The organism is Pedobacter sp. AC402 (assembly GCF_979252805.1).
The window spans coordinates 106,903-121,082 of record NZ_CEEDAI010000006.1 but is presented as its reverse complement, the minus strand read 5'-3'; the positions used below and the strand labels follow the sequence as shown (position 1 = coordinate 121,082).

Below are 14,180 nucleotides of genomic sequence, written 5' to 3'. Positions count from 1 at the left end.
TTAAAAATTTCTCTGGCTGTTACCCCAGAGAAATTTTTGTTGCACTCACCGCAGATTAGTTGTAACCAGGGTTTTGTACCAGGGTATTGTTTGTTGCTATTGCAGTACTTGGAATTGGGAAAATGCGGCGGTAAGTATCGGTGTTTGTTTTAGATAAACCGTAAGTGTTCTCAAATTTTCCAAATCTGATCATATCATTGCGGTGCCAGCACTCCCAGGCAAATTCTTTAGAACGCTCATTGTAAAGCGCATCCAAAGTTAAGGTACCCAATGCTGCAGAAGTTGTGCGGTTGCTTCTTACACTGTTTACCAAGCCTAATGCGGTTGCACCCAATGTTGGCGTACCACCTCTAAATATGGCTTCTGCTTTCATTAAAATGATATCTGAATAGCGGAACAATGGCATGTCGTTATTTTGATTTCTGTTTGTTGGATTGGTATAATCGGCTATAAATTTAATGTTTCGGTAGCCGGTGTTCCAGGCAATTTCATCTTTGCCTAAATCGTATGCATTTGCACCTAAACGCGAACTGCTTAACGGACTTAAGTTTAACTGATAAGTTAACGTACCTGCAGGAGTGCCACCGGTATAAAACTGATCATAGCCTAAATTAGTGGTGCTCACCAATATCGGGCTTCCATCTGGCCAGTACTGTGCGCCGGTAAGCCATTGTTTGTTTCTGATATCATTTGCATCGGTAAAATTTGCATAAAATTCAGTAGTGGTCATTCTTGGTCCGCTTGGTTTATTGTTTGATAAGCCTCCGCCACTGCTTTGGTTCATCACCGGGTTGGTAAATGTGCCGGGTGTAGAGCCAGAGTACTGATAACGAATACCAAGGTTACGGTTTAAATCGTAACGGGCCATAAACATATTGCCTGATGAGGTTGAGGCATCAAAAGGGATTGCAAAAATGAATTCCTTTTGTGATGGGCCATTGGTTGGATAAAACATTTGCAGATAGCTAGACATGGGCTCTATGCTGTATAAACCTGAGCTGATCATCTGATCGCAGGCCGCTATACAATCGTCATAACGTGCTGTACCTGTATAAACGGCAGCATTTAAGTACATTTTCGCCAATATAGAATAGGCCAGGTATTTGGTAGGTAAACCATAGGTTGCCACGCCGGTAGTCGATTTTAAATAGGGGATAGCTGCTTTTAGTTCGCTTTCTACATAGTTAAATACCTGTACGCGTGTAGCATTTGTTTTTAACGCTGTTGCACCATATAGGGTATCTAACGGAACGTTTCCATATAAATCCATCATCATAAAGTACGAGAGGGCGCGCATGGTTTTTAATTCTGCAAGGTTGGTGTTTTTTGCTGCTCCAGCCGGTGCAGATTGGCCGATAATGGAAATGGTTTGATTGGCTGTACCTATAATATTAGTGAGGTAACTCCAGCCTGCTGCAACCCAGGCGTTATCTTTTGTCCAGGTGTGGCGGTGCAGTTCAAGGTATTTGTTTCCATCAATCCAATCGGAAGCAAAAATTGGCAGTACCGATTCATCTGTTGATGAACTTTGTAAAAAGAAGTAGGTTGTGGCATAATCGCTTCTTAAATTGATGTATACCGCCCCGGATGCCGATGTTAACTGTGCGGCTGTTTGAGGATAAGTTTCTGGTGTAAGCTCGGATGTAACTGGTACCTCTATTTTTTGACAGGAGGTAAATATTAATGCTCCGGTTAGTGCAAATAATATTCCAAATAATATCTTTTTCATGTCTTTAAATTTTGTGTTTAAAATGATGCGTTAACACCGAATAAAAAAGTACGTGTTTTAGGGTAGAAGTTATTGTAATCTATACCCGGGGCAGCACCTCCCTGGTTAATCTCAGGGTCGATCCCTTTATAACCAGTAATGGTAAATAAATTGTTGGTTGATACATATAACCTAACATTACTTACATACTTAATTGCGTTTTTAAAATTGTAGCCTAAGGTTGCATTATCCAAACGCACGTAAGAACCACTTTCTATATAACGGTCTGAGTAGAATGAGTTTCTTGTATCTGATACTTTATCATCAGCAGCACTGTTTAATATGTTATTTACTGCTGCGCCTGCTGTGTAAGATAAATCTGCTTTGGTAGCGTTAAATATCTTATTGCCAAATGTTCCTCTTAAAAAGATGTTCAGCTCAAATGCTTTGTACTTAAAGGTATTGCTCCAGCCCATTAATATTTTTGGCTGTGCATTGCCCTGGTAAAAATAATCGGTTCCAATGCTTGGTGTAGTTGTGGTAGAGCCATCGCGTTTGTAAAACAATGAGTTGCCACTCGCATCTTTACCTGCATATTTTAATGTGAAAAACTGGCCAAGTGGGTAACCAACTTTCAGAATTTGTAAAGTAGCATTGGTTTGTCCCGGTCCTTCAGGATCTGAGTAACGCACAGAATCTGCATTGGAGATTGGACCTTGCAAACTGGTAATTTTGTTTTTATTGTAGGCCATGTTAATGCTGCTTATCCATGAAAAACTTTTGGTAGCAACTGGCGATACATTAATACTTACTTCGATACCTTTATTGTTGATGCTGCCACCATTTGCAAATAACTGACCGCCTGGTACAAGTGCTTGTGGTACACTGTATTTGAAGAGCATGCCATTGGTATTTTTATCATACACATCTACACTACCGGTAATTTTGTTATTTAAGATCCCGAAATCAACACCAAGGTTTTTGGTTGATGTTCTTTCCCATTTCAAATCAGGGTTTGCACCTTGTATTGGCGCATATGCAGCGGCCTGAACGCCATTGTTATAATACGTACCGCTAATGCCATAAATTAACTGGCCATAATAAGCACCAATACCTGATGAGTTTCCGGTAACACCATAACTGGCACGGATTTTTAAATCACTCACAAATGATTGTCCTTTCATAAAATCCTCTTCGATAACCCTCCAGGCTAAACCAACAGATGGGAAATAACCCCATTGGTTATTTTTTCCAAATGCAGAGCTTCCGTCACGTCTGATTGAACCCTGTAAAAAGTATTTACTCTTGTAGTTGTAATTTAACCTGAAGAAGTCTGAGATCAACAAAATTCTTTGGTAAGTAAGGTCATTCCCTAAATTAATGCGGTAAGATGGAATGGCATATGGATTACCGAGTGTAAGGTTTTGATAGCCAACAAAATCTGTAGGGAAGTTTGTACTTGAGGTTTGAAAACCATCACCTACAATATTATCCTGATAACTATAACCCAATACTGCATTTAGGGTATGGTCGCCCAATTTTTTATCCCAGGTTAAAAAGGTTTCCAATATTTTATTGGTGTTTTCAAAATTACTTCTTAAAGCCGAACCATTGGTGCCGAATACACTACCAATTAAGGTATGCGCTATGCCGATACCTGGATCGGGGTTATTGTAAAAGTTCGATGTTGGGTATTTTCCGAAATAACTGCCATAAAATTCGCCATGTGCGGCAGTAGTTTTCTGGTAAGACAGATTTAGGTTATAGGTAAAACCGAAAGGGAGTTTTACTTCGGTGTTAAAACCACCGATTAACACGTTGTACTTTGTTTCGTCTTGCGCATTGTTGGCAATGGCTAAAGGATTAAAATATCCGGTATTATTCAGGTTTTCGAAATAACTTCCGTCTGCATTAAGAATAGGCGAAACCGGCAAGCGTTTAGCCGCTTGTAACAATACAATATTCTGTAGCGGCTCGTTGATTGATTTGCTAGTAGAATTTGACAGGTTTAAGCTAAATTTTACTTTATCATTAAATGCGTACTGATCTATATTTAACCGGCCAATGATGCGGTTTAATGAGCTCTGGCTTAAAATACCTTCTTTATTAAAGTAGTTTAAACTTGCACTGTAGTTGCTGTGATCGGTACCACCACTAAATGAAAGGTTATGGTTTTGTGAGTATGCTGTAGAGCGCTCAATGGCTTTCATCCAATCTACATTTTCACCTTTATCATCATTTGGCGAAAAAGCAACTTTGTTAGCAGTAAGGAATGCCCTTAACTGATCGGCATTCATTAAATCAAGCTGGTTACTTACTTTTTCGGCAGCCACATAACCGCTGTAACTTAACTGCGGTATGCCCGATTTACCACGTTTAGTAGTTACTATAATTACACCACTTGCTGCCCGGTTACCATAAATGGCTGTTGCTGCGGCATCTTTTAATACATCAATTGTGGCAATATCTGCAGGTGCAATTGCTGCAATATCTGCTCCAGGTACACCATCAATTACATAAAAAGGTGCTCCCGGACTGTTAATGGTAGAGGCACCACGTAAAATAACTGCCGCCGGCTTGTTTGGATCGCCACTGGAGCTAATATTCAGCCCCGGAACTTTACCCTGCAATAACTGACCAACATCTGCTATGGCTCCTTTATTTAAATCTTCAGGCTTAACTGAAGTAATGGCACTCGAAAGTCCTTTGCGGGAGCCTTTACCGTATCCAACCACCACCACATCTGTAAGTGATGTATTGGCTTCGCTTATGGTTACTTTATAGTTAGCGGCTGCTCCTATGGTAATTTCCTTAGCCTCGTAACCCATAAAGGTAAACACCAGTTTATCTCCGTTTTTTGCTGTAATGCTAAAAGCACCGTTATCTCCGGTAGCTGTAATTTTGTTGGTGCCCTTTACCGAAACAGAGGCCCCTATAACAGGCAGGTTTCTGGTATCCAATAAATTTCCGGTAATTTTTCGTTCGTTCTGGGCATAGGCCGCATTGAACGCCTGGCTGATGAGTAAAAACAGCAAAAAGATGCTGCCATACTTTAAGCTTGCACATTTAAATCTCATGATTTTAGTAAATTTAAGTTCATAAATGGTTTTAATTTGGTTATATATTGTTTTTGAGATAGAATGTTAAAATTTAATTGTAGCGGGTAGGTATTTAGCTACAAGAGCTTTATAGTAAGGCTCCAGTTCGGCCCAGCTTTTTTGGTTCGGGTTTTTAGAGTACAGATCGTAAGGGTTAAACAGGTTAACCCATTTAAACATTTCATGGTCTTTCTCGCTCATCAGGTGGTTGTATGCGTTTTCCCTGTGTTGCGAATAAAAGGAATGGTAACGGAGCATGTATAATCCTGGCTCAGGCAGGTAAGGTTTCATCATGTGGTATACGTATTCATCGTGGCCCCACGACATGTCTACATTATCCAAACCACAATTTTGCGTGTATACGCCTAATTTGGTTTGATAAGTTTCGTTGTTAATATCAGGGTTCTGGCTAAAAAACTCCGGGTAAACAATTTTATCCGAATAGGCACAACCCACCGGGAAGGTATCGCCCACAACTGCCCATTGCGGTTCTCCAAATAAACAAAGTACTTTACCCATATCGTGAATTAAGCCCACAAGCACCATCCAATCGGGGTGTCCATCATTTCTAATGGCTTCTGATGTTTGTAATAAATGCTGCATCTGATCAAGATCTGTATCGGGGTCAGAATCATCTACCAGTTTATTCAGAAAATCAAAAGCACTCCAGATTGGCATTTCCTGTTTATCGAACTTTAAGTAATCTGCTTTTTTCTGTTTTACAAAATCGTAGGTTTGGTAAGTATGGTTAAGTCTGTAAAATTCTTTTACACTGTCCTTTTCAGTTTCTTCGTAGTTTCTAAACTGTTCTTCTTTTTTTTCTGCATTGATGTTTTTAGGGTCGGGGTAACGGATCAAAATATCCTCTTCCCATTGATCAAGGTTTTGTAATGGATTTTGATCATCCATCGAAGCTGGATTTTGGTTTCTCATAAGGCAAGAAATTGATTTGGTTAAAAATTTTTGTTGGTTCGTAGGTTAAAGTTGAGTTTTTGAAAGCTTAAACTTTTATTTTTTGCCAATTTTATTTACGTAAACGATTAAGTAAAATCTTATTTAGGCTTGTATAATTTGGGTTAATTTGTTTAAATTTAATAGGTTATAGTAAGTATTGATTGCAAGGGTGCTACTTTCTGCCTAAAACACCTGAGCCTGAAATGCGCAAAAGAAAAAAAATAAACGTTCTTGTTACGATTATTTTATATTTTCGTTTGTAGCAGGATACTTTTTCTTAGTCAAAATGGTATTGTAATGCTGTAACCAAATAGCTTGTTATGAACATCGAATTGCCTGGCTTACCTGGTAACTTTTGTTTTTGATAGATATGCTGGTGAAGAAAATGGATAGTGCTGTCGATTCAATAATAAATCATTGCCGATAGCATTAATTCCGTTTAAAAAAATTAACTAACAAACTTAAAACATGGCGGAAACAGTAAATATTAAGCGGTTGGCTCAGGAGTTGAATATTTCTATAGCCACCGTATCAAAAGCGCTTAACGACAGTTACGAAATCAGTTTAAAAACCAAAAACAGGGTGTGGACGCTGGCAAAGGAACTGAACTACACGCCAAACCCCGCGGCAAGTAACCTGAGGAGCCATAAAACCAAAACTGTTGCCGTGGTTATTCCCTGTGTAGCCAATAACTTTTTTTCCTTATCTATAAAAGGGATTGAAGAAATTGCCCGTCAGTATGGGTACCATGTCCTTATTTACCAAACGCACGAAAATATTGAAGCAGAAGTGGCTTTTACCAATAGTTTATTAAGCGGCCGGGTTGATGGAATACTTACATCAGTATCAAGCAGCGAATATAACAGTGAATATTATACCAACCTGGTAAAGAAAATTCCGTTGGTGTTTTTCGACCGGGTTTACGAAAACCTCGATGCTGTAAAAGTCACTACTGATGATTACGAAATTGCTTTTGAGGCTACAGTACATTTAATTGAATGCGGTTGTACCAAAATTGCTTATTTATATGGGCTAGAAAACCTTCCGGCAGGGAAGGCGAGGTTTGCAGGTTATGCTGATGCTTTAAAAGCACACCAGTTGGAGGTTAGCGAACAGCTTGTTGTTAAATACAGCGATGATGAAGAAACCAACCTGCAGCAAATTAAAACGTTACTCCAGGTACACCAGCCTGATGCATTGTTCTCATCCATTGAAGAATTTATTATTCCTGCTTATTGTGCCTGTAAAGAATTAGGCTTACAAATTCCTTCTGCTGTTAAAATACTGAGCTTTTCTAACCTTAGTACGGCTCCATTATTAAATCCCTCACTTACTACAATTACCCAACCGGCCTTCGAAATTGGCCGTGAAGCTGCAAAGTGCCTGTTTAAAATTCTTCATAACAAACAACTGGATGATGAACAGAATATTGTGCTAAAGTCAATGCTGATCAAACGCGACTCTACTGCTTGTTAGCGTTATTTAGGAACAGCTATTTAAGCTGGCCACGCGAAAACGTTTACGTAATTAAATAATAGAATTAAGCCTGCAACTTTGGGTTTTTTTCTGACTTTTAAAAAAACCAAATATAAAAAGATCTTTATGAACCATTTGTCAGCATTCGATTATGCCGTTTTTTTGATGTATTTTATTATTGTTTCGGCATATGGCTTTTGGGTTTATCGGAGTAAGAAGAAAAAACGTACGGATACCAAAGATTATTTTTTGGCTGAAGGTTCACTAACCTGGTGGGCAATAGGGGCATCAATTATTGCATCTAATATTTCTGCGGAGCACTTTATAGGCATGTCGGGCTCGGGCTTTGCCATGGGGCTTGCCATTGCCAGTTACGAATGGATGGCCGCCGCTACCTTAATTATTGTGGCGGTATTTTTTCTTCCCATTTATATTAAGAATAAAATTTACACCATGCCGCAGTTTCTATCTAACCGGTATAACAATACGGTAAGTACACTAATGGCTGTTTTTTGGTTGCTTGTTTATGTGTTTGTAAATTTAACCTCAATATTTTTTCTTGGCGCTATTGCAATAGAAACCATTACCGGGGTTCCTTTTAACATCTGTATTATATTTCTGGCTATTTTTTCGGCCATTATTACGCTTGGCGGCATGAAAGTAATTGGTTATACGGATGTAATACAGGTTTTTGTGCTGGTTGCAGGAGGCTTGATTACCTGTTACATGGCGCTTAAGCTGGTATCAGAAAAGTTGGATGCCCCCAGTGTTTTTGCTGCCCTTCCTCTACTTCGCAGTGAAGCATCGGATCACTTCCACATGATATTTGCTAAAGGGGATAAGTTTTATCATGAACTGCCGGGCATTGCCGTTTTGGTTGGTGGCCTTTGGATTAATAATTTAAATTACTGGGGTTGCAACCAGTATATTGTTCAGCGCGCTTTGGGTGCCGATTTAAAAACGGGCCGTAGTGGATTAATCTTTGCTGCCTTTTTAAAATTATTGATTCCGGTAATTGTGGTTATTCCGGGCATTGCAGCTTATGTGCTGTATCAACGTGGTTATTTCCATTCGGAGATGTTGGATGCTGCCGGAACGGTAAAACCCGATCATGCTTACCCGGTGTTGATGAATTTGCTGCCTGCAGGGATTAAAGGACTTGCTTTTGCAGCCCTTACAGCAGCTATTGTTGCTTCGCTGGCGGGAAAATGCAACAGCATAGCCACTATTTTTACTTTAGATATTTATAAGAAATTTATTAAACCCGAAGCTTCAGAAACGCAAATGGTTTCGGTAGGCAGATGGTCGGTAGTGGTGGCCTCATTAATTGCCATAGTTATTGCGCCTGCCTTGCGCAGTTTCGACCAGGTTTACCAGTTTATACAGGAATATGTAGGCTTTATTTCGCCTGGCGTATTTGCTATTTTTTTACTGGGCTTTTTCTGGAAAAAAACCACTTCGCGTGCAGCACTCACCGCGGCTTTGTTAACCATTCCTTTATCTACCTTATTTAAGTTTTTACCAACGTTAACTGGTGGGGCCATTGCCGAAATTCCTTTTCTAAACCGGATGTCGTGGGTGTTTATGATTATCCTGGTATTAATGGTTATTGTTACCCTTACTGACCCTAAGAGTAAAGATAATCCTCAGGGCCTTGAAATTGATAGTAGCATGTTTAAGGTTACGCCTGCATTTACCATTGCCTCTGTAATTATTTGTGGTATACTGGCTGCACTTTATACCGTTTTCTGGTAATCAAATTATGTTTTACAACAATATCCCTAACAAACTCAGATGAAAATTAACATACTAATTTTTGCTGCTCTGCTGCTCTCTTTTACAGCAATGGCACAAAATAAAACCTACAATATAAAAAACTATGGTGCAGTTGGCGATGGCAAAACGAATGATGCTGCTGCCATTCAAAAAGCGATTGATGCCTGTACAGCAGCTGGCGGCGGACAGGTAATTGTACCTGCTGGGCATGTATTTTTAACGGGTCCTTTTAATTTAAAATCATTTATTGATTTAAGGGTTGAGGGTGGTGCTAAACTTTTGGCCAGTCCGGATGAAAAACTTTATACCAAAAGTGCTTTTAAAGAAAATAAAGGTGAGGGAACGATCTGGATTGGCGGCGAAAAACTCGAACAGGTAAGCATTAGCGGCACAGGAGTAATTGATGGTAACGGGATATCTTTTATGGGTGAGGAACTGAGCGATTCGTATGTGCTGAAACCTTTTAATGTTGTAGATCCCAGACCGCATTTGCTTACTTTAATCGGCTGTAATAAACTGAATATCGATGGGGTAACTTTTCAAAACTCTGCTTATTGGACGGTTCATCTGGTTGGTTGTAATGATGTATCCATCTCCAATATTACCTTATTGAACAGCATCAAAATCCGCAATAGCGACGGCATTGACCTCGATCACAGTAAAAATGTAAGGATTAACAATTGTTACATCGAATCTGGTGATGATTGTATCTGCCTTAAAAACCGACGTGAATATGAAGAGTATGGTGCCTGCGAAAATATTGTGATTAGCAACTGTACCATGACTTCCAGTTCGTGCGCCATTAAAATTGGTTCAGAAAATATGGACCGCATCAGTAATGTGCTGATTAATAACTGCAACATCAGAAAAAGTAACCGGGGTATAGGCATTCAAAACCGTGATGAAGGAACGGTAAGTAATGTGGTTTTTTCTAATTTGCTTATCGAATCGAAACTTTTCTCGGATGTATGGTGGGGCAAGGCCGAACCCATTTACATAACAGCTTACCCCCGTGCCACCAGCAATAACAAAGATGCAGGCTGGCGATTACCCAAAGGACAAACCCAAGGTAAGGTAGGGGCTGTTAAAAATATTTATTTCAGTAATATCCGCTGTACCGGAGAAAGTGGGGTATATATTAGTGGAGAAAGTAAAGATAAAATTGCTGAAATTTATTTCGATCAGGTGAGTGTGCATCTCGATAAAACCACAAATGAGGCTGGTGGAATTTACGACCGCAGACCTAGTAATGTTGAGGGGTTGGTTAAAAGTGCTATTGCCGGGTTTTATTTCGAAAATACCGGATACATTAGTGTGCTGAACAGCAATGTTGCCTGGGGAACCAATAAACCGGATTATGCAGGGAAAGCTTTGGAACAGAAAAATGTAAGTAAAATTAGAATCGTAAATTTTAATGAATCGACTGTTGAGAAGTAAATATGGTTATAACGTTTTCTCCTTCCATCATTTCCTATGCCGGAAAGCAGGGAGCAGATAGCATAATATTCAAATAGCGAGGTGTAGGGAATGCGTTAAATTCGTCATTGCGAGGCAGGGAATGAGCGAGCCGAAGCAATCTTTCTAGTAAGTTTTTAACACGGTCGTCATTCCCGCGCATGCGGGAATCGTAATGCGGTTGCTGTTTTTCGCTTTGCTCGGGCTTGCCATTCTCGCAGTCTTGCCTCGGTTCGCCGCCACCGAGGGGGCTCTTACCTTTTTCTTGATAAAAAGGTAACCAAAAATCAAGGCTTGGAACTGATGTCGGATAAATTCGTTAAAGCTTTTTGGTCGTCAGCACAAGTTCCGCCGAAGGGGGCGGAAAGTGTGTGCTGCCTTAATGCAACTATGGAAGGAAAGGTAATGATAAAGCTTTAACGCTTTCTCCTTCCATCATTTCCTATGCCGGATAGCAGGGAGGAGATAGCAAGGAGGAGATAGCGAGGTTTAAATAGCAAGGTGCAAATAGCATGATGCAGGGACTGCGTTAAATTCGTCATTGCGAGGCAGGGAATGAGCGAGCCGAAGCAATCTTTCTAGCAAGTTTTTAACACGGTCGTCATTCTCTCGCATGCGGGAATCTTAATGCGGTTGCAATTTTTGCCCTTGGCTCGGGCTTGCCTCGGCTCACCGCCGCCGAGGGGGCTCTTACCCTTTTCTTGATAAAAAGGTAACCAAAAATCAAGGCTTGGAACTGATGTCGGATAAATTCGTTAAAGCTTTTTGGTCGTCAGCACAAGTTCCGCCGAAGGGGGCGGAAAGTGTGTGCTGCCTTAATGCAACTATGGAAGGAAAGGTAATGATAAAGCTTTAACGCTTTCTCCTTCCATCATTTCCTATGCCATATAGCAGGGAGGAGATAGCAAGGAGGAGATAGCGAGGTTTAAATAGCAAGGTGCAAATAGCATGATGCAGGGACTGCGTTAAATTCGTCATTGCGAGGCAGGGAATGAGCGAGCCGAAGCAATCTTTCTAGCAAGTTTTTAACACGGTCGTCATTCTCTCGCATGCGGGAATCTTAATGCGGTTGCAATTTTTGCCCTTGGCTCGGGCTTGCCTCGGCTCACCGCCGCCGAGGGGGCTCTTACCTTTTTCTTGATAAAAAGGTAACCAACCTGAGCACAGCGAAAGCATGACTACCTATAAAAATAACAAACAATAAGGCATAACTGAAAGGCTTGGAACTGATGTCGGATAAATTCGTTAAAGCTTTTTGGTCGTCAGCACAAGTTCCGCCGAAGGGGGCGGAAAGTGTGTGCTGCCTTAATGCTATTATAAAGAAAAAGGTATTGATAAAGCTTTAACGTTTTATCCTTCCATCATTTCCTATGCCGGATAGCAGGGAGGAGATAGCGAGTTTCAAATGGCGAAGCGCAGATTCAGGCATGTGTAAATTGATTATTCTAAAACTATGAGGAAACGCATAAATTCGTCATCTCGACCGTAGTGGAGAGATCTTTGGATTAGCTATCACCAAGTTTCTACAACGGTCGCAGTAGACAGTTCTGAAGTCGCAGTAGGTAGTTCTGAAGTCGCAGTAGATAGTTCTGAAGTCGCAGTAGATAGTTCTGAAGTCGCAGTAGGTAGTTCTGAAGTCGCAGTAGATAGTTCTGAAGTCGCAGTAGATAGTTCTGAAGTCGCAGTTGATAGTTCTGAAGTCGCAGTAGGTAGTTCTGAAGTCGCAGTAGATAGTTCTGAAGTCGCAGTAGATAGTTCTGAAGTCGCAGTAGATAGTTCTGAAGTCGCAGTAGATAGTTCTGAAGTCGCAGTAGATAGTTCTGAAGTCGCAGTTGACAGTTCTATAGTCGCAGTTGATAGTTCTATAGTCGCAGTAGATAGTTCTATAGTCGCAGTAGATAGTTCTATAGTCGCAGTAGATAGTTCTGAAGTCGCAGTTGATAGTTCTGAAGTCGCAGTTGATAGTTCTGAAGTCGCAGTTGACCCTTCGGGTCTGTTCAATAAACTGTGTCGTTGATTAAAGCTTATCAGTCGGGCCAGCTATGTAAAAAATCACTGTTTTTACTTAAACGTTTACGCAAATAAATACCCTAAAATTAAGTTAAAGGCTTACTTTTTTTAACAACTTCGCTTTATCATTTACTGATTGATAACAGCTTATAGCTTTTGATCGGTAATGTGAACTAGCCAAATTTTGTCGTAATCTGCTTAGAATATGGTTGCATCTGGCCAGAAATGTATTAACTAAAATATAGTAAAGTGAGAGAAAAAAGGTTGTCTATAACCGACATTGCCAGGCAATTGGGAACTTCGACTACAACAGTTTCATTTGTTATCAATGGTAAGGCCAGGGAAAAAAATATCAGTCAGCTACTGATTGATAGGGTTGAGCAATTGGTAACTGAACTTAATTATCATCCTAATGCTTTGGCCAAAAGTTTCCGTACGGGTAAAACAATGACGATCGGCTTTATTGTAGACGAGATTTCTCAACCTTTTTTCTCCGGAATTGCAAAATATATCGACGAAAAAGCATCTGCATTTGGCTATAATATCCTCTTCAGCAGTACCAAAAACAGTAAAAAAAGAGGCGGAGAAGTTTTGCAGGTGTTTAATGAACGCCATGTTGATGCTTTTATCATTGCTTTACCCCACGGACTCGAAAAAGAGGTGCGTGCAGTAATTGCCAGTGATATACCGGTGATACTTTTCGATCGCTACATCCCTGGTTTCGAAAGTGATTATGTATTGATTGATAATGAAAACAGTGCAGCCAACGCAACCAGACATCTGATTGATAACGGCTTTGGTAAAATTGCTTTTGTAACGATAGAAACTGATCAGTCGCAGATGTTAGACCGTACCAAAGGTTACGAAAAAGCCATACATGAAGCTGGATTAACACCCATTATTAAAAAGATTAATTACCAGGGTAAAACAGAAAGTGTTGCCGAAATCATCGATTTTCTTAAACAACACAACGAGATAGATGCCATTGTTTTTTCATGCAATTACCTCACAATGGATGGTTTGGATGCCATAGGGCAACTTAAGCTTAAAATTGGTGAAGATATTGCCATGGTATCGTTCGATGACCTGGAATTGTTAAAATATTTTGTTCCGGCAATAACGGCAATCGCCCAGCCCCTTGAGCAAATTGCAGATAAGATTATGGAAATTTTGATGTACCGCTTAACTGATAATTTCAATAAGAATAGAATTAAGGCAGTTTTAACCACGCAGTTAGAAATACGCGATTCATCGTTGCCTAAAATTTCATCAGCAGGTATTGCGCTCAAGTCTGCAATAATTCAATGATCAATTAAAATAGGATAGCGGTTATGAGAGGAGATAAACAGATGTCAGAAACGATAAATGTACTGGTACACCTGCCCGATTTTGGCATTATAGATTTACCCATAGCTTATACCTTAAATACCGATCACAAATGGCCGGGAGTAAGTATCGCAAATTGTAAAATCTTACTAGATGATGAAAACCTCCCCGAATGGCTTTTTACAACAACATTTAGCATTGCCTATACCTTACTGGCTGATGGTATTGCCTACATGGTATCAGTAAGTACCGATCGGCAAAGTACAAACCGTTCCCATGAAACAATGCTGAGTATCGTATCTTCTTACATTAAATTAAATGAAGATAAGATGGCTTTAAATCGGCAAATGGCACATGTGGAACAGGCTTAATTTATT

The 14,180-nt window shown here is 40.0% G+C and carries 8 protein-coding genes; 5 read left to right on the top strand and 3 right to left on the bottom strand.

Annotation, left to right across the window (positions count from 1 at the left end):
• Positions 1–55: 55 nt before the first annotated feature.
• From AC0IWE_RS04840 to AC0IWE_RS04830, 3 genes are all read right to left on the bottom strand, one after another.
• Complete coding sequence (locus tag AC0IWE_RS04840) at positions 56–1,729, bottom strand: RagB/SusD family nutrient uptake outer membrane protein (RefSeq protein ID WP_055905535.1); 1,674 nt, start codon at positions 1,727–1,729, stop codon at positions 56–58.
• 17 nt (positions 1,730–1,746) lie between these two features.
• Entirely contained in the window at positions 1,747–4,785 is a 3,039-nt protein-coding gene (locus tag AC0IWE_RS04835; RefSeq protein ID WP_471792156.1) for a SusC/RagA family TonB-linked outer membrane protein, read from the bottom strand.
• 66 nt (positions 4,786–4,851) lie between these two features.
• Positions 4,852–5,739 carry an inositol oxygenase family protein gene (locus AC0IWE_RS04830; RefSeq protein WP_055905533.1) on the bottom strand — a complete coding sequence of 296 codons (888 nt, stop codon included), beginning with the start codon at positions 5,737–5,739 and terminating at the stop codon, positions 4,852–4,854.
• 489 nt (positions 5,740–6,228) lie between these two features.
• Between AC0IWE_RS04830 and AC0IWE_RS04825 the strand changes: the two genes are divergently transcribed.
• From AC0IWE_RS04825 to AC0IWE_RS04805, 5 genes are all read left to right on the top strand, one after another.
• Entirely contained in the window at positions 6,229–7,236 is a 1,008-nt protein-coding gene (locus AC0IWE_RS04825; RefSeq protein ID WP_463496028.1) for a LacI family DNA-binding transcriptional regulator, read from the top strand.
• Between the two features lie 126 nt (positions 7,237–7,362).
• Positions 7,363–8,991, top strand: a complete 1,629-nt coding sequence (locus tag AC0IWE_RS04820; protein ID WP_463496026.1) for a sodium/sugar symporter — start codon at positions 7,363–7,365, stop codon at positions 8,989–8,991.
• A 39-nt stretch (positions 8,992–9,030) separates the two neighbouring features.
• Positions 9,031–10,449 carry a glycoside hydrolase family 28 protein gene (locus tag AC0IWE_RS04815; protein ID WP_471792155.1) on the top strand — a complete coding sequence of 473 codons (1,419 nt, stop codon included), beginning with the start codon at positions 9,031–9,033 and terminating at the stop codon, positions 10,447–10,449.
• Between the two features lie 2,277 nt (positions 10,450–12,726).
• Positions 12,727–13,785, top strand: coding sequence for a LacI family DNA-binding transcriptional regulator (locus tag AC0IWE_RS04810; protein WP_471792154.1), 1,059 nt, complete (start codon positions 12,727–12,729; stop codon positions 13,783–13,785).
• 23 nt (positions 13,786–13,808) lie between these two features.
• Complete coding sequence (locus AC0IWE_RS04805) at positions 13,809–14,174, top strand: hypothetical protein (protein ID WP_471792153.1); 366 nt, start codon at positions 13,809–13,811, stop codon at positions 14,172–14,174.
• Positions 14,175–14,180 lie beyond the last annotated feature (6 nt).